This window comes from Paraburkholderia tropica (assembly GCF_914484835.1).
Lineage (GTDB): Bacteria > Pseudomonadota > Gammaproteobacteria > Burkholderiales > Burkholderiaceae > Paraburkholderia > Paraburkholderia tropica_A.
In genome coordinates this window covers 160146-175903 of the sequence record NZ_CAJZAR010000101.1, presented here as the reverse complement: position 1 = coordinate 175903, position 15758 = coordinate 160146, and the positions used below count along the sequence as shown (strand labels likewise).

The 15758-nt window shown below is 64.9% G+C and carries 15 protein-coding genes; 4 read left to right on the top strand and 11 right to left on the bottom strand.

From position 1 onward, the window contains the following. Positions 1-131 precede the first annotated feature (131 nt). The 9 genes from LDO54_RS36310 to LDO54_RS36265 all read right to left on the bottom strand — a co-directional run bounded on the left by LDO54_RS36310 (position 132) and on the right by LDO54_RS36265 (position 10927). The gene (locus tag LDO54_RS36310; RefSeq protein ID WP_224017532.1) at positions 132-1028 is read right to left on the bottom strand and encodes a LysR substrate-binding domain-containing protein; all 897 of its coding nucleotides are present in this window, start codon (positions 1026-1028) and stop codon (positions 132-134) included. Positions 1029-1194: 166 nt separating this feature from the next. Continuing rightward, positions 1195-1608 carry an ethanolamine utilization protein EutQ gene (locus tag LDO54_RS36305; RefSeq protein ID WP_224017530.1) on the bottom strand — a complete coding sequence of 138 codons (414 nt, stop codon included), beginning with the start codon at positions 1606-1608 and terminating at the stop codon, positions 1195-1197. Between the two features lie 5 nt (positions 1609-1613). After that, positions 1614-2930 carry an NAD(P)/FAD-dependent oxidoreductase gene (locus LDO54_RS36300; protein ID WP_224017528.1) on the bottom strand — a complete coding sequence of 439 codons (1317 nt, stop codon included), beginning with the start codon at positions 2928-2930 and terminating at the stop codon, positions 1614-1616. A gap of 27 nt (positions 2931-2957) precedes the next feature. Next, positions 2958-4346 carry an FAD-dependent oxidoreductase gene (locus LDO54_RS36295; RefSeq protein ID WP_290371178.1) on the bottom strand — a complete coding sequence of 463 codons (1389 nt, stop codon included), beginning with the start codon at positions 4344-4346 and terminating at the stop codon, positions 2958-2960. 11 nt (positions 4347-4357) lie between these two features. After that, positions 4358-5806, bottom strand: coding sequence for an aldehyde dehydrogenase family protein (locus LDO54_RS36285; protein WP_224017526.1), 1449 nt, complete (start codon positions 5804-5806; stop codon positions 4358-4360). 3 nt (positions 5807-5809) lie between these two features. Further along, positions 5810-7015, bottom strand: a complete 1206-nt coding sequence (locus tag LDO54_RS36280; protein ID WP_224017524.1) for an aromatic ring-hydroxylating oxygenase subunit alpha — start codon at positions 7013-7015, stop codon at positions 5810-5812. Positions 7016-7268: 253 nt separating this feature from the next. Continuing rightward, positions 7269-8708: an MFS transporter gene (locus LDO54_RS36275; RefSeq protein WP_224017522.1), complete on the bottom strand. Its 1440-nt coding sequence runs from the start codon at positions 8706-8708 to the stop codon at positions 7269-7271. 106 nt (positions 8709-8814) lie between these two features. Continuing rightward, positions 8815-9966, bottom strand: a complete 1152-nt coding sequence (locus tag LDO54_RS36270) for a CaiB/BaiF CoA transferase family protein (RefSeq protein ID WP_224017520.1) — start codon at positions 9964-9966, stop codon at positions 8815-8817. A 10-nt stretch (positions 9967-9976) separates the two neighbouring features. Then, a complete protein-coding gene (locus tag LDO54_RS36265) occupies positions 9977-10927 on the bottom strand; it encodes a hydroxymethylglutaryl-CoA lyase (RefSeq protein ID WP_224017518.1) in 951 nt (316 codons plus the stop codon). Between the two features lie 134 nt (positions 10928-11061). Between LDO54_RS36265 and LDO54_RS36260 the strand changes: the two genes are divergently transcribed. Further along, positions 11062-11970 (top strand): LysR family transcriptional regulator, encoded by a 909-nt coding sequence (locus LDO54_RS36260; protein WP_224017516.1) that lies wholly within the window; start codon positions 11062-11064, stop codon positions 11968-11970. Between the two features lie 54 nt (positions 11971-12024). On the opposite strand, the gene LDO54_RS36255 is transcribed toward LDO54_RS36260, so the two are convergent. Both LDO54_RS36255 and LDO54_RS36250 read right to left on the bottom strand, forming a co-directional pair. Then, positions 12025-12213 carry a hypothetical protein gene (locus tag LDO54_RS36255; protein ID WP_224017514.1) on the bottom strand — a complete coding sequence of 63 codons (189 nt, stop codon included), beginning with the start codon at positions 12211-12213 and terminating at the stop codon, positions 12025-12027. Positions 12214-12360: 147 nt separating this feature from the next. Then, entirely contained in the window at positions 12361-12774 is a 414-nt protein-coding gene (locus LDO54_RS36250; protein WP_224017512.1) for a helix-turn-helix transcriptional regulator, read from the bottom strand. Between the two features lie 262 nt (positions 12775-13036). Here LDO54_RS36250 and LDO54_RS36245 point away from each other — a divergent pair, with 262 nt between their 5' ends. The 3 genes from LDO54_RS36245 to LDO54_RS36235 all read left to right on the top strand — a co-directional run bounded on the left by LDO54_RS36245 (position 13037) and on the right by LDO54_RS36235 (position 15657). Further along, on the top strand, positions 13037-13246 hold the full coding sequence (locus tag LDO54_RS36245; protein ID WP_224017510.1) for a hypothetical protein: 210 nt from the start codon (positions 13037-13039) through the stop codon (positions 13244-13246). A gap of 155 nt (positions 13247-13401) precedes the next feature. Further along, on the top strand, positions 13402-14616 hold the full coding sequence (gene hmpA / locus LDO54_RS36240; protein ID WP_224017837.1) for an NO-inducible flavohemoprotein: 1215 nt from the start codon (positions 13402-13404) through the stop codon (positions 14614-14616). Positions 14617-14793: 177 nt separating this feature from the next. Further along, positions 14794-15657, top strand: a complete 864-nt coding sequence (locus LDO54_RS36235) for an amidohydrolase family protein (RefSeq protein ID WP_224017508.1) — start codon at positions 14794-14796, stop codon at positions 15655-15657. The last annotated feature ends 101 nt before the right edge of the window (positions 15658-15758 follow it).

Here is a 15758-nt window from a genome sequence, read left to right as displayed (position 1 = left end):
CGTGCGTGAATTCATCAATTTTTATCATAGAAGACACGTCGTCCAGACGTGACGAAGCGCGCCCGGCAAGCGGGCGTCCAGAATGCGAAATTCGATGAAAGTTGCCTGTTTTAGAGGGCTTTTTTAATCGCCTAGCGTAACGAAAGCAGCCACTCCCGGAAGCTTCCGACGCTCTTGCGCCGCTCGTGCGGGCCGGTCGGTTCGAGCACGAGAAATTGCCCCTCCGTCTGCAGCGTTTCGGCGATGGGGCGCACGAGCGTGCCGTCTTTCAGATAGGGATCGATGAGGTTGCGCCAGCCCAGCGCCACGCCCTGGCCGCTCAGCGCGGCCTGAATCACCATCGAGTAGTTGTTGAGGTTGATCTTGTTGCGGGGCGTGACGGGTGCGAGGCCGCTGCGGCGGAACCACTCGCCCCAGGTGACCCAGTCGCGTTCGGAGTCGTCGAGCCAGAGCCACGTGCATGAGGCGAGATCTTCCGGGCGATTGAGCGCGCCGTGGCGCGCGAGATAGGCTGGACTGCATACGGGGAAGATTTCCTCGTTGCAGATGGGCGTGTACTTGATGTATTCGGGCGGGCTCTTGCAGTAGTACACCGCGAGATCGCATTCGAGCTTGCGGTAGTCCTTGACGTGATCGTAGGCGACGATGCGCAGGTCGATGCCTTCATGGCTTTCGTTGAATTCGGGAATTCGCGGCAGCAGCCACATCGACGCGAGCGCGGTGCTGGTCGCGACCGTCACCTGCTGATCGCCGTGCCAGCGTTTGATCAGTTGCGTGGCGTCTGCGAGCGAGAGCAGGGCTTCCCTGCACGACTGGAAATACTGTTCGCCCGTGGGCGTGAGCCGCACCGAGCGCGTCGTGCGGTCGAGCAGGTGAGCGCCAAGGAGGTCTTCGAGCAGACCAATCTGCCGGCTGATCGCGCCCTGCGTGACATTGAGCTCGTCGGCGGCGCGTGTGAAACTGCCAAGGCGTGCGGTCGCTTCGAACGCGACCAGTGCCTTGAAGGGTGGCAGTGGCTGGATCCTCATGGGAAAACTTGTCTCCGGGGACTGCTTTATATATCTCTATGCGCGATTGATCGCGCTTTCAGGTCTGAGCGGCTCTGTCGAGCGTGTCTTCAGACCTGAAATTGTGCCTTAACGCCATGCGGCGTCAAGTCACGGCGGGGCGGCGAACGCCCCGCGTGTCGTGCGTTCAGCGGGGCTGCGCGCAGTCCGCCCGGTTGTCCGGGCAGGCCTCGTCGCAACGCTTTTTCCAGTCGCCGGGATAGACGACGTAGCCGAACAGCGCGAAGCCCGAGTAGACCAGCGCGGTGCACTTCGGGATCCACAACATCTGGCCCGGTTTCACCCGGTGCAACTCGTCATTCACGGTGACTTCCAGGCAGCCTTCGATCGTGAAGATCACCTCTTCGTAGAGCGTCGTCCAGCTGACTTGCGCGCCCTCCCAGCGCGCGAAGCCGACGCCCAGATTCGGCGAAACCTCATCGCTCAAGGCTCGCGCGACGTACGCGGCGCCGGGCGGGCCGCCGCGCACGACGAAGCCCAGATCGGCGTGATCGACGAGCCGCACGCCGGTCGCCGCCTGCGCTTCGGCTTCCTCGCGCATGGCGCTCATACTTCCGCCCGGCTGTTCCAGGCCGCGAGGCGAATCCGCGTGCGCACGCCGATGCCGAGGAACGGCTCGGGCGGATTGAGCGAGGGCATGCCGGTGACCGAGCGAATGTCGTCGAGCAGCGAGGACGTCGCGCCCACGGCTTGGTCCGCGAGCAGCGTGCCGGAGATCGTGCCCCATGCCGCGCCCACGCCGTTATCGCACGCCGAGGCGAACACGCCGTCTTCGAGCTGGCCGAAGAAGTTCGTGAAGTTGCGCGAGATGGCGTAGACGCCGCCCCAGGTGTGCGTGAACGGCACATCGGCGAGATCGGGGAAGCGCGCGAGAAAGGCCTTGCGATGGTCCGCGCGGATGCTGTCGCGCGTGCTGTCGTCGATGCTGCGGCCGTACTTCGGCACGTGCTTATAGGTATTGCGGATGATGATGCGGCGATCCTGGGTCATGCGAACCGTCGTGCCCGCGTGATCGGCGGGCGTCAAACCCCAGTCGAACGTGCCGCTGTAGCGCTTGCATTGCGCGGCGTCGAGCGGCGCGGTCCAGCTCGCGAAGGTCATCACCGGCAGCAGGCGGTTGTGCAGATAGCCGAATTCGCGCGTGAAGATGCTCGTGCCGAGCAGCAGGCGCGGCGTGCGGATTTCGCCGTCCGCGCCATGCAGCACGTAGCCGCCCGCGCCGTCGCGCTCCACGCGCTGGATCGCCGAGTTTTCGAGCAGTTCGACGTTCTCGGGCAGCGAGCGTGCGAGACCGCGCACCAGCGCGGCGGGCTGCATCAGATAGCAGCCGGGCGTGAACACCGCGCGGCTGTAGTGCGTGCTGCCGAGCACCTTCGCCAGCTCCTTGCCTTCGACCGCGTGGAACGGTTCGCCGAGCGCCGTCATCAGCTTTTCGAAGTGCGCGAGATAGGCGAGGCCGCGTTCGCCGACCGCGCCCTGGTACTTGCCCGCGTGCGACCACTGGCAGGCGATGCCGTGCTCGTCCACGAGCGATTGCAGTTGCGCGATGGCCGTGCGGTTCAGGCGCAGCAGGCGCTGCTTGAATTGCGGATCGGGATTTTCGAGCGCGAACTTGTGCGGCAGGTCGATCACGAAGCCGGAATTGCGGCCCGAGGCACCTTCGCCGACGCGCTGCGCGTCCACCAGCACGATGCGCGCGTCGGGTTCGTGTTCGGCGAGGCGGCGCGCGGCCGCGAGTCCGGCGAAACCCGCGCCGATCACCGCGTAATCGGCGTTCTGGCGGCCGCTCAGGCGGCGCGCGGGTTGCGGCGGCGGCAATGCGGCGTACCAGCCACAGGTCTTGTCGTCATGGGGCAGATTCATGATGTGCGCTCTGTCGTATTTCGGTCGTTAGTTAGCCGGGCGGCACTGTTCCACCCAGCGGCCGCGCAGGGCTTGCGCGTGCTGGCCGATCAGCGCGAAGCCGCGCATCTGGCCGGCGCTGTCGAAGTGGCCGCAGCTAAAGCCGTCTTCGGTGGCGTCGATGCGCCATTCGCCTTCCGGCGCGGCAGGCGGCAACAGCATCAGCGGCGCGGCGGGCGTTTTCACCTGCACGGGCATCGGTGGATACAGCACGTCGGTCGGCTGGCCGGTCAAGGTGCGCGCGAGCGCGTCCACGCCGTGATTGATCGGCGCGAGATAGGGCGCGGGGCGGCCATCGATCTCGACGCAGTCGCCCAGCGCGTAGATGTCGGGCACATTGGTGCGCAGTTGCGCGTCGGTGCGGATGCCGCGTCCGACATCGACGCCGCACGCCGCCGCCAGCGCGACGTTCGGCGCGAGGCCCACGGCGGAGATCACCACGTCCGCTTCGACGCGCGCGCCGTCGGCGAGCAGGAGCGACCACGCGCCGGGCGCGCCCTCGATGGCCTTCACCGAGTTCTGCAGATGCCACGTCACGCCGAGCGCGGCGAGCGCGTCTTGCAGATGGCTGCCCGCTTCCTTCGGCATGAGCCGTTCGAGCGGCCATTTGCCGATGCCGATCACGCTCACGTTCAGGCCGCGTTTGGCGAGATCGTTGGCGAACTCGCAGCCGATCAGACCGTCGCCGATGATGGCGACGCGCGAGACGCCGTCGAGCCGGCTGCGCAGCAGGCGGTAATCGTCGAGGTTGTTGACGCTCAGCAGCGCGTCGCTGCGGCCCGCGACATCGAGCTTGATCGGGCTTGCGCCGAGCGCGAGCACAAGCTTCGCATACGGCATCGCACCGTAACGGGTGCGCAGCACGTGTGCCCCGGCATCGATCGACTCGACTTCGCAGCGTGGATAGATGCGTATCTTCAGGCGTCGCTCGATATCGAACGGCGTTTCGCTGATGAGCGCCTCGGCGCTGCGATCCTGCGAGGTCGCGATCGAAAGCGCGGGCTTCGAATACAGGTCGCCCGATTCGCGCGTGAGCACCACGATTTCAGCGTTCGCATCGCGTTTGCGGATCGCTTGCGCGAGGCTGTAACCCGCATGTCCCGAACCGATGATGACGATCGGGCCATCGCGGCGGGGCGCGGCCGGCGCGGGTGAGGGCGCGGCTTGAACCGCGGCTTGAAGCGAAACCGGCGCAACGGCAGGCGCTGCCACGCGAATCTCGATCATCTCGAAGTCCGATTTGCCGACGCCGCAATCCGGGCATTTCCAGTCCTCGGGCACGTCTTCCCAGCGCGTGCCGGCGGCGATGCCGTCCTTGGGCCAGCCTTCGGCCTCATCGTAAATGAGCCCGCAAATGATACAGAGCCACTTTTTCATCGTCCCACCTCTCAGCCTTCGGCAACCCGGATCGCGACGTTTTTCGTCTGCACATAGCTGTAGATCGCTTCCTGGCCTTTCTCGCGGCCGAAGCCGGACAGGCCCACGCCGCCGAACGGCGTTTCGATCCCGCCCGCGTACCACTCGTTGACGAACACCTGGCCCGCACGCAGACGCCGTGCGAAGCGCAGCGCGCGATTCACGTCGCGCGTGAACACGCCCGCGACGAGGCCGTAAGGCGTGCCGTTGGCGATGGCGACGGCTTCCTCTTCGGTGTCGAAGGGGATCACGCTGAGCACCGGGCCGAACACTTCCTCGCAGGCGATCGTCATCCCGGGATTCACGCCCGCGAACACGGTCGGCTGCATATAGAAGCCCGAACGGTTGGCGACGCGCGCGCCGCCCGTGACCGCGCGCGCGCCCGAGGCGATGGCCTCCTCGCACATGGCGACCACACGTTCGAGCTGCTGTCCGCTGATGAGCGGCGTGTGATCGGGGTCCTGTTCGCCGGGACCGATGGCGAGGCCGCGCGCGAGTTCCGCGACGTCGGCGACGACGTCGTCGTAGATATCGCGATGCACGACGAGACGCGACATCGCCGAGCAGACCTGCCCCGAATTGAAGAAGATGCCGCTCTTGACGCTCGCGAGCAGTTGCGCGCGGTCCGAGTCGGGGAAGACGATGGCCGCCGATTTGCCGCCGAGTTCCATCACGCTGGGCGTGGCCCATTGCGCGGCGGCGGCGAGGATCGAGCGGCCCGTCGCGACCGAGCCCGTGAAGACGATCTGCTTCGTCTGCGGGCTGGCGGCCAGATGCGCGCCGACCTCGCGGCCCAGACCGCACAGCAGTTGCGCCGCGCCGCGCGGCAGTCCGGCCCGCGCGATGGCTTCGAACAGCACGCACAGGCCGAGCGGCGAAAGCTCGGGCGATTTCACGACGACGGCGTTGCCTGCCGCGAGCGCCGGGGCGAGCGAGCGCGCGCAGATCGACACCGGGAAATTCCACGGCACGATCTGCACCGAGACGCCCATCGGCTCGTAGCGCGTGAAGTCGACGTAGGCGTCGCCGAGCGGCACCGAGATGCCTTCGAGCTTGTCGGCGAGACCTGCGTAGTACTCGAAGTAGCGTGCGGCTTCGACGAATTCGTCGCGGGCGTCGGCGAGACGCTTGCCGTTTTCGAGGCACAGAATGCGCGCGCCTTCTTCCGTCACTGCGCGGATTTCGTCGGCGATGCGCAGCAGCCAGCGCACGCGCTCGGCGGGGCGCGGCCGGGTGAGTTCGCCGCTGGCGGCGCAGCGTGTGGCGGCGTCGAGCGCGCGCTGGGCGTCGTCGGCGCTCGCGAGCGCGATGCTCGCGAACGGCTCGCCGTTGGCCGGATTGGCGACGTCCAGACGGTTCGGGCTATCGACCCATTCGCCATCGATGTAGTTGAGCCAGTGATGACCGATCGAGCGTTCCATGGCTTACCCCTGCACCTGGTTCTGACCGTTGGCCAGCACGCGGCGCGCCATCCACTGATGGAAGTAGTGCGTCGGCTGATCCATCTCGGGCGAGAACACGCCGCCCTTGAAGCCCGGCGACTGGCGGCCCGCCTGCATGCCTTCCACCGCGCCGATGTCTTCCGAGAACACCACGCGCCACGCATTGAGCACGGCCTGTCGGCTGGCTTCGTATTGCCGCGCGTCGGCGGCATCCTGGCCGACGAACAGCAGACGCAGATGCTCGACCGTGCGGTTGGCGGCGAGCGGCTGCAGCATCATCGCGAACGCGTGGTCGGCCTGGATGCCGAGCAGCACGTTCGGGAACAGCGCGACGTATTCGGCGTTGCGCAGGCGGTCGGCGGGCCAGGACGGGAACGTGGGCAGCGACGTGCCTTCGACATCGGCGAGGTTATAGGCGTAGCTGCCCTGACCGGCGAACTGGTCGGCGAAGGCGATGTTGTAGTGATCCTCGAGGCGCGAATACGAGTTCAGCGACGGATGCACCCAGGGCAGGTGGTACGCCTCGCAGTAGTTCTCGACCGCGAGCTTCCAGTTGCACTTGACCTCGACCTGCCAGGCGCCGCCTTCGCGCGGCACGTGCATGAGCGCGTTGCCGTCGTCGCCGAGAAACTGGGACCAGCGCTCGGTCAGCGGACGCAGGACTTCCTCGAAATCGGGCGCGGTGCCCGAGAGGTTCACGAACACCATGCCCATCCAGACATGGCTGCGCAGCGCCTTCAGGCCGTGCTTCTCGCAGGGCACGCGCTCGTCTTTGTGCTGATTGATGCCGCCCACGTGCGGCGTGCCCTTGAGCGTGCCGTTCAGGTCGTAGGTCCACGAGTGATACGGGCAACGGATGACGCCCTGAATTTCCCCGGCTTCCTGCACCAGCTTCATGCCGCGATGGCTGCAGACGTTATGGAACACCTGCAGCGCGCCTTCGCGGTTGCGCGTGATGAGCAGCGGCAGACCCATGAAGTCGACGGGCTGCACGCTCGACGGCGTCTTGAGATCGTCCGCGAAACCGACGCACACCCAGTCCTGACTGAGCACGGCGTCGCGCTCGACCTGGAAGTATTGATCGCTGGTGTAGAACTCGTTGCCGAGGCCGGTGGCCTGCTCGATCGGATTGAGCACCGTCTGGAGCTGGGCGAGAGGGAAGTACTTGATTTCGGTGGGGGCGTTCATCGTCTTTGTCTCCGTTGCACGTTCGCGTGACTCGTTTCACCTTGGCCCTCGGAGGGCTGGGATTGGTGAAAATTATCGAAGCGGGAAACGGGGACAACAAACGATTCTTTGGCGGTGGATTAATTAGAAAAACTCATGGACGAGCCCCTGTGGGGCGTCGTCCAACCGCGCGATTTTGTCGGACGGATGGGGCACGTTGGCCGCGCTGTTCGCGCGCGGCCCCACGCCGGCGAGCTTAGCTGGCGGCGCGCCTTCAATGATTCAGTTCATCGAGCCGCATACCGTTCGTGCGCGGACCGAACAGGCCGATCGACAAGGCCACCACGCACATGCAGCCCGTGATGCCCGTGAACGCCCCGGCCACGCCGAAGTCCCGCAGCAGCGCCGCGATAAAGAAGCCGGAGAACATCGCGCCGATGCGGCTCGCCGAATAGACGAGTCCGTTCGCGCGGCAGCGGATCGCGGTCGGAAAGAGTTCGGCCTGATAGGCGTGATAGCACACCGAAATCGTCTGCCCCGCGAAGCTGATCAGCACGCCGAGCGCGATCAGCATCGTCACGTTGCGCGTTTGCGCGAACGCGAGCCCGCACACGATCACGACCAGCGCGCCGCCGACGATCAGCCACTTTCGCTGCACGCGATCGGCGTAGAGCATCGAGAGCATCGGCCCGACCGGCAGCGCGAATGCGATGATGAACGAATAAAGCAGGCTTTTCGTGATCGTGATGCCTTGCCCGATCAGCAGCGTCGGCACCCAGTTCGCGAAGCCGTAATAGCCGATCGCCTGGCACAGATTGAACACGACGAGCATCAGGAAACGCGATCGATACGGCGGCTGAAGCAGTTCGGCGAACGACGCGCGTCGATGTTCGGGCTGCACGACGACCGGATGCGGCGTCGGCAGCGGCGCGCGCGATTGCCTGGCGACGACGGACTCGATGCGCGCAACGATCGTCTCCGCCGCTTCGGGCCGTCCATGCGACGCGAGCCAGCGCGGACTTTCGGGCACCGCGCGCCGCACGAACCAGACGACGAGCGCGCCCGCCGAGCCCGCCAGCACGACAATGCGCCAGCCGTCGATGTCGAACAGCGCGGTCGGCACGAGCCAGTACGAGAGGATCGCGGAGACCGGCGCGGCGGCGAACATCACCATCTGGTTGAACGCCATCGCGCGTCCGCGTATGTGTTGCGGCACCAGCTCCGTGACGTAACTGTCGATCGTGATGATCTCGACGCCCACGCCGATGCCAGTGACGAAGCGCCAGAACAGCAGCGCTTCCGGCGAGGTCTGGAACGCCATGATCGCCGAGCCGACCGAATACCAGAGCAGCGAAATCGTGAACACGCTGCGCCGCCCGAAGCGGTCCGGCAGCCAGCCGAAGCAGAACGTCCCGACAAAGAGTCCGGCAAAGGTCGCCGCGATGAAACCCGCGATGCCGTTCCAGCCGAAAAACGTGTGCGTCGTCGTGGCGAGCACGCCGCTTTTCGCCATGCCGGGCGCGATATAGCCGGTGAAAATCAGATCGTAGATTTCGAAGAAGCCGCCGAGCGAAATCAGCAGGACGAGCATCCAGAGATGCCGCGTCATGGGTAGGCGATCGATGCGCGCCGAGATTTCCGCGCCGGGCTGAACGCCGACGCGCACGGACGACGGGACGAGCGGGACGGCGCCCGCGGGGACGGTCTGCTGCATGAATGTCTCCTGATGTTCCAAGAAATGGCATTTCTGACGAATGCTCATGGATGGCGTGAGGCGTCAGTCCGTCATGGCGGCTGACTGTTTTTGCGCGCGGCGCGGCTCATGCGCTGACCCGCGCCTTGAGCCGCGAAAGGATTTCCTGCGTGTGTTCGCCGACGCGCGCGAGCGCCTGGCGCACGCCCGGACGGCGGCCGCCCATCGTGATCGGCAGCAGCACGACGTCGGTCGTGCCGCCGTCGTCGGTTTGCATCGGCACGAGACCGCCGCTCGCCTTCAGATGCGGATCGTTCATCAGCTGATCGGGACGCACGATCGGCGCATAGGGAATGCCGGCGGCTTCGAGCCTGGGCGCGAGTTCATCGACGCGGCGATGCTTGAGGATGTCGCCGAGACGGGCCAGCAGTTCCGCGCGCACGGCGACGCGCAGCGCGTTGGTCGCGAACCGCGGTTCCTGCGCGAGTTGCGGACAGTGCAGCACATCGCACAGCGTGACGAACTGCTTGTCGCTCACCGCGCCGATAAAAAGCTGCTCGTCACCGGCGAGCGTGAACACGTCGTAGACGCTCCACGCCGAGACGCGCGACGGCATCGGCGGCGGCGCTTCGTTCGTCATCGCGAACTGCTGCATGTGTTGCGACGAGAGAAACACGCAGTTCTCGAACAGCGCGCTCTGCACTTCCTGGCCGAGCCCCGTCGATTCGCGTTCGCGCAGCGCGGCCAGCACGCCGATCGCGCCGAACATGCCGCCCATGATGTCGTTGACCGACGTGCCCGCGCGCAGCGGCCGCCCGGCGGGGCCGGTCATGTACGACAGGCCGCCCATCATCTGCACGACCTCGTCGAGCGCGAGCCGCTTCTCGTACGGCCCCGGCAGGAAGCCCTTGTGCGAGACGTAGATCAGGCGCGGATTGCGCGCCGAAAGCGTGTCGTAGTCGAGGCCCATTTTCTGCATCAGGCCGGGGCGGAAGTTCTCGATCATCACGTCGCAGGTCCCGGCCAGTTCGGCGGCCGTTTCGCGGCCCTCCGGCGTGGTGAGATCGATCACGACGCTTTTCTTGTTGCGGTTGAACGAGCGGAAAAAGCCGATGCCGAGGCCCGGCAGCGTGCGCGTCTTGTCGCCATCGGGCGGCTCGATCTTGATGACTTCGGCGCCGAGATCGGCGAGGATCATGCCGCACGTCGGTCCCATCACCATGTGCGTGAACTCGATCACCCGTACGCCGTCGAGCGGCAATCGCGTGGTGTTGGCCATGTCGGTTTCCTCAGGCGGTCAGCGCGGCGCGAGTCGACGCGCGCGCAAAAGTTTTGGGCAGGCCGGCGCGCCAGAGCGTGCCGTGCAGGGTTTCGCCGTCGAGCCAGCGCGCCACTTTCGCGCGCAGATCGAGCAGCGCGGGCAGGTCGAGGCCCGTTTCGATGCCCATGTCGGCGAGCATGAAGGCGAGGTCTTCGGTCGACGCGTTGCCGCTCGCGCCCGGCGCATGCGGGCAGCCGCCGATACCGGCGAGCGTCGCGTCGAAGCGGTTCACGCCGGTTTCGAGCGCCGCGTAGACATTGGCGAGCGCGAGGCCGCGCGTGTCGTGAAAGTGCCCGCACCACAGACGATCGCCCGCGATCCGGCGCGCCTTCGCGAACAGGTCGCGCACGGCGTGCGGCCCGGCGTAGCCGACCGTATCGGCGAGGCTCACGCGATCGGCGCCCGCATCGAGCAGCGCCTGCATGCAGCGCAGCACCTCGTCGGGCGCGACGTGGCCCTGAAGCGTGCAGCCGAACGCGGTGCCGATGCCGCCTTCGATCAGCGTCTTCGATCCCGAGGCGTCGCGCACGGCGCGGATGCGGGCGACTTCGGCGACCACTTCGTCGGGCGTTTTGCGCAGATTCGCGAGACTGTGTTCGCGACTCGCGGAGAGCGGCACGAGCAGCAGATCGGCTTGCGATTCGAACGCCTTTTCGGCGCCTTTCAGATTCGGCACGAGCACCGACACCGACAGGTCCGGCAGCGTCTTCGCGAAGGCGACCAGTTCGGCGGTATCGGCGAGTTGGGGCAGGAGGCGGGCGGGCACGAACGAGCCGACTTCGATCTCGCGTTGACCGGCCGCGTGCGCGTCGCGAATCCACTCGATTTTTTGTTCGGTCGGAACGATGCGCTGAAGGCTTTGCAGGCCGTCGCGAAGGCCGACTTCGCGGATCACGGCGTGCACAGGAAGAGGGGGCATAAAGCTGTCTCCGGGAAACTCGCCGGTCGTCGAATCGCCAGCGTCGTGCTAACTTTAGACATTCCCGAAAACTAGTAAAGCGGCATTCTGGAAGCGTTGTGCTTCCGAACCGGAATGTCACAGGAGACAAAAAGGTGCGCGATCTCGACCTGAAATCCTTGCGGCTTTTCGTGGCCGTCTGCGATCACCACAACATCGCGCGGGCCGCCGACGAGGCGCATATCGAGCCTTCGGCGATCAGCAAGCGGATCGCGCAACTCGAAGCGGACCTCGGCGTGCCGCTGCTCGAACGTTCGCGGCGCGGCGTCTCGCCGACCGGCGCGGGCCTCGCGGTGCTCGAACACGCGCGGACGGTGCTGTTCACGGTCGAGCGGATCGGCACCGACGTCGCGGCGTTCGGCGGCGGATTGCGCGGCCGCGTGAGCATGTGCGCGTCGGCCTCGGCGATCGCCGAAACGCTGCTCGACGACGTCGCGTCATTCATGCGCGAGCCGGCCAATGCGAACATCCGCGTGGATGTCGAGGAGCGCCAGTCGCACGATCTCGTGCGGCAGTTGCGCGAAGGCGTCGCCAGCATCGGCGTGTGTTGGGACAACGTCGATCTGCAGGGATTGCAGCATCGCGCTTACCGTCGTGATCGTCTTGCGCTGGCGGTGCATCCCGACCATCCGCTTGCGAACAAGCGCTCGATCGCGTTTCGGGAAACCTTCGCGTATGAACACGTGGGGCTGCCGCCGACGACCGCCGTGCATTCGATGCTGCAACGCGCGGCGGCCAGCGAAGGGACGACGTTGTCGTATCGCGTGATCGTGTCGAGTTTCGATGCGGGATTCCGGGTGGTCGCGGCGGGGCTCGGCATCAGCGTCGTGCCGGAAGAAGTGGCGACGACGTACACGAAGGTGTTCAAGGTGAAGACGATCCCGCTCGTCGATGCGTGGGCGGAGCGCCGCTTTGTCGTGTGTTTCAGAAATTTCGACCAGCTACAACCGGCAGCGCAGCGAGTCGTCGATCATCTCGCGCGGCGGGCGGGGGAGGCTCGGTGATTTTTCGGGCGGGTTTTTCGGAAACGTCGCCGGGCGTCGGGCGCGCGCGCGGTGTTAGCGCTCGTCGACGTTCACGGTCACGATCTCGAACCCCGGGTCGGCGTGCTGGCTCGCCGCCAGTTCCGCTTCTTTGTACGAGGGAAACGACATGGCCCCTTCAATTTCCGGCGCCATGCCGATATCGCCATCTTCCGCGTGGTAGAGATACTGCGCACCGGTCTTGATCACATAGACGGTCTTCATAGCGTCCTCCTGTCCTGAAACGAAGGTTGGCGACCGGAGCCAGTTCGGCCGCGCTTCGACCATTTTGAGCTTTTCGACCGTTCGATGCCAGGGCGTGAAAACGGCGCGCGGTGGCGTCGTCGTCACCGCGCTGAATTTTTTTGTGGACTAAAGCAGGCCCAACGGCTCGCAGGACAGTTCCGCAAGCGTGGCCTTCATTCGCGAGCGCCAGGAGCACGGCGATTCGCCGACGAATTGCTTGAACACGCGACTGAAGTGCGCCTGATCGCTGAAGCCATATTTCTGCGCGACTTCCGACATTTTCAGCGGCAGCGTGACCAGATCGCTTTGCGCCGCGGCGATGCGTTGCCTCAGTCGCCATTGATGCGGCGTGTGTCCCACTTTCTCCCTGAAGGCGCCGAAGAAATGGGCCTTGGACATTTGCACGCACTTTGCGACATCGGCGATCGCGAGTTCGCCGGACAGGTCGGCACCGAGAAGATGCAAGGCGAGCGTGACCCAGGCGTCTGGCGTCGGTGAGCGTAAGGGCGCGCGGTCGTCAGGGAAGGTCGGTGATTTCACGGTGTCTGGTTTTTCTTGTGAGCCGGGAGACTCTGCCCGACCGGCCGTCACGCGTAAATAGACGGTCAATCAAAACACACTTGCTCAGCAGTCAAGAAAGCCCAATCGAGCCTCGCTTCGCTAGTCGCGCGCGCGGTGGATGCCGTGATGTATGCACATGCTGCGTACCTGTCTCGCTGCGCGATTCGGGAACGCAGGCTGCGCGCAATGGCGTGTGAAGCAGGGAACAGGCGCGTTTCGCCTGGACGATGGGGAGTGGAAAATGGACGGAATCGTGCGACGGGCGGTGGTGATCGTCGTGTGCGGGCTGGCCCTCGGCGCCTGCAAGAAAGCAAACGATGCCGGCAACGACAGCATGAGCGCTGGACACGGCGGCATCAGTGCGGGCGCGCTGTCGCCGCCCGACGCGGGGAAGACGGTGGCGTCGGCGGTGATTGCTTCGGCGGTATCGGCGGCATCGGCGCGCCAATAGTGCCGCCTTACGTCGAGCGTGCTCGGGACGCCCTTGGCGAAGCGCCGCGATGGCGAGATCATGAGGGGCTGCGCGCGATGCGGGCAATGCCGTATCGCCAGGCCTCCCGCGCCGAAGCCGAACCCGGAACCCTGTCGCCACCCAGGAGAAACAGGATGCTCACGCAAAAGACGAAGGATATTGTCAAGGCCACCGCGCCGGTGCTGGCCCAGCACGGCAAAGCCATCATTACCCGTTTTTATACGCGGCTATTCGAAGCGCATCCTGAACTGAAGAATGTGTTCAATATGGCGCATCAGGAACAGGGGCAGCAGCAGGAAGCGCTCGCGCGCGCAGTCTATGCCTACGCGGAGAATATCGAAGACCCCAGCAGTCTTGCGGCCGTGCTCGGCAATATCGCCAACAAGCACGCGAGTCTCGATGTGAAGGCGGAGCATTATCCGATCGTCGGCGAGCATTTGCTTGGCGCGATCAAAGACGTGCTCGGCGACGCCGCGACCGAGGACATTATTTCCGCATGGGCGCAGGCTTACGGCAATCTCGCCGACGTGCTGATGGGCATGGAAAGCGAATTACGCGAATCACGGAGCGCACAAGCAGGCGGATGGAATGGCTGGCGGACATTCGTGGTCAAGGAAAAGCGGCCGGAAAGCAGCGTCATTACCTCGTTTATTCTCGAACCGAAAGACGGGAAGCCGGTTGCCGATTTCGAACCCGGCCAATACATCAGTATCGCGGTGAATGTTGCGGATCTCGGCCTGCAACAGATTCGCCAATACAGTCTTTCCGATGTTCCGAACGGCCATACCTACCGGATATCGGTTAAGCGCGAAGACGGCGATGCCGCGCGACGGCCGGGTTATGTGTCGTCGTTGCTGCACGATCATGTCAATGTCGGCGACGAGGTGAAACTGGCCGCGCCGTATGGCACGTTCTTTATCGATGTTCACGCCACTACGCCCATCGTGTTGATTAGCGGCGGCGTCGGTCTTACGCCGATGGTCAGCATGCTCAAGCGCGCGATTCAGGACCCGCAGCGGCAAGTCGTCTTTATCCACGGCGCGCGCAATAGCGCCGTGCATGCGATGCGCGACCGGCTGCGTCGAACGGCGGCCACGCATAATAACTTTAAGGCGATCATTTTCTATGACGCGCCGCTCGATACCGATGTGCAAGGCAGCGACTACGATTACCCGGGATTTATCGACCTCAACGCATTGCGCAATGAGATTTTGCTGCCCGAAGCGGACTATTACATTTGCGGTCCCATTCCGTTCATGCGCATTCAGCACGACGCATTGAAAGCGCTCGACATTCATGAATCGAAAATCCATTACGAGGTGTTCGGTCCCGATCTGTTCGCCGAATAGTCTGTGATGGAAAGGGACGATGGCAGCCGGAGCGCGATTTCGAATGTATAACCATCGGGAATGTTTTGTTGAAAATTAAACAATAGACATTATGAATCCGTGGCGGAACAATGGCGGCAAACACACCACGGAGACACCGATGACGCACCGAGTTCTTGCGACCGAATCGATCGCACCATGATCGAGCAAGAAGCATTACGCCCCGGCGCCGTGCCGTTTTCGGCGGGAACGGCCACGGCGCGCGTCGCGGCGCCGGATCTCGCGTGCGACTGCCACATGCATGTCTATTCGCCGCGTTTCGCGGTCGCCGCCGATGCGCAGTTGAAGCCGCCCGCCGCTTCGCTCCAGGACTATCGATCCTTGCAGCGTCGACTCGGCACGACGCGCAACGTCTTCGTGCAGCCTTCGACCTACGGCAACGACAACGCCTGCGTGCTGGACGCCATCGCGAGCGCGGGCACGTCGGCCAGAGGCATCGCGGTCGCCAGCGGCCCTGTGCGCGAGACGCACCTCGATGCACTCGACGCGGGCGGCATCGTGGGCCTGCGCTTCAATCTCGTGCGTTCGGGCAAGGACGCGTTGCGCGATGCGGTGTCGTTTGCGCCAGCGCTCGCCGAGCGCGGATGGCATCTGGAGATTCATGTCGGCGGGGCGCAACTGCCCGAGATCGCACCGACGCTTGCGCGCATGCCGTGCGATGTCACGATCGATCATTTCGGACGACTACGTTTCAACGAAGGCCCATCTCAGCCCGCGTTGCGCTCGCTTTGCGCGTTGCTGGACAACGGGCGCGCCTGGGTGAAACTCAGCGGCGCGTATCACGATACCGACGCGACGCGCGACAGCATCGTGCAAATCGGCCGCGCGCTGGTCGAACATCGTGCGGATCGTCTCGTATGGGGCAGCGACTGGCCGCACCCGGCAGCGAGATCGTTACCGGACGACGCCGAGCAGTTCGACTATCTGCTGGAATGGACACGCGACGAGGCCACGCGCCACCAGATCCTCGTCGATAACGCGGCACGCCTCTATCGCTTCTAGCCGTCAAAACAAATTTATATAGAGGAGACAGGATGAAGCCGACTTCGTCTTATGCACTTCCCGGAGCCGGGAATACGAACCTGGGCGTGTCTGCGCCAGGC

Excerpts from the sequence above, each read along its gene's own strand:
- LDO54_RS36310 (WP_224017532.1), bottom strand. The coding sequence starts at position 1,028 with ATGAGGATCCAGCCACTGCCACCCTTCAAGGCACTGGTCGCGTTCGAA.
- LDO54_RS36275 (WP_224017522.1), bottom strand. The coding sequence starts at position 8,708 with ATGCAGCAGACCGTCCCCGCGGGCGCCGTCCCGCTCGTCCCGTCGTCC.
- LDO54_RS36245 (WP_224017510.1), top strand. The coding sequence starts at position 13,037 with ATGGACGGAATCGTGCGACGGGCGGTGGTGATCGTCGTGTGCGGGCTG.
- LDO54_RS36305 (WP_224017530.1), bottom strand. The coding sequence starts at position 1,608 with ATGCGCGAGGAAGCCGAAGCGCAGGCGGCGACCGGCGTGCGGCTCGTC.
- LDO54_RS36265 (WP_224017518.1), bottom strand. The coding sequence starts at position 10,927 with ATGCCCCCTCTTCCTGTGCACGCCGTGATCCGCGAAGTCGGCCTTCGC.
- LDO54_RS36255 (WP_224017514.1), bottom strand. The coding sequence starts at position 12,213 with ATGAAGACCGTCTATGTGATCAAGACCGGTGCGCAGTATCTCTACCAC.
- LDO54_RS36270 (WP_224017520.1), bottom strand. The coding sequence starts at position 9,966 with ATGGCCAACACCACGCGATTGCCGCTCGACGGCGTACGGGTGATCGAG.
- LDO54_RS36280 (WP_224017524.1), bottom strand. The coding sequence starts at position 7,015 with ATGAACGCCCCCACCGAAATCAAGTACTTCCCTCTCGCCCAGCTCCAG.
- hmpA (WP_224017837.1), top strand. The coding sequence starts at position 13,402 with ATGCTCACGCAAAAGACGAAGGATATTGTCAAGGCCACCGCGCCGGTG.
- LDO54_RS36285 (WP_224017526.1), bottom strand. The coding sequence starts at position 5,806 with ATGGAACGCTCGATCGGTCATCACTGGCTCAACTACATCGATGGCGAA.
- LDO54_RS36235 (WP_224017508.1), top strand. The coding sequence starts at position 14,794 with ATGATCGAGCAAGAAGCATTACGCCCCGGCGCCGTGCCGTTTTCGGCG.
- LDO54_RS36295 (WP_290371178.1), bottom strand. The coding sequence starts at position 4,346 with ATGAAAAAGTGGCTCTGTATCATTTGCGGGCTCATTTACGATGAGGCC.
- LDO54_RS36300 (WP_224017528.1), bottom strand. The coding sequence starts at position 2,930 with ATGAATCTGCCCCATGACGACAAGACCTGTGGCTGGTACGCCGCATTG.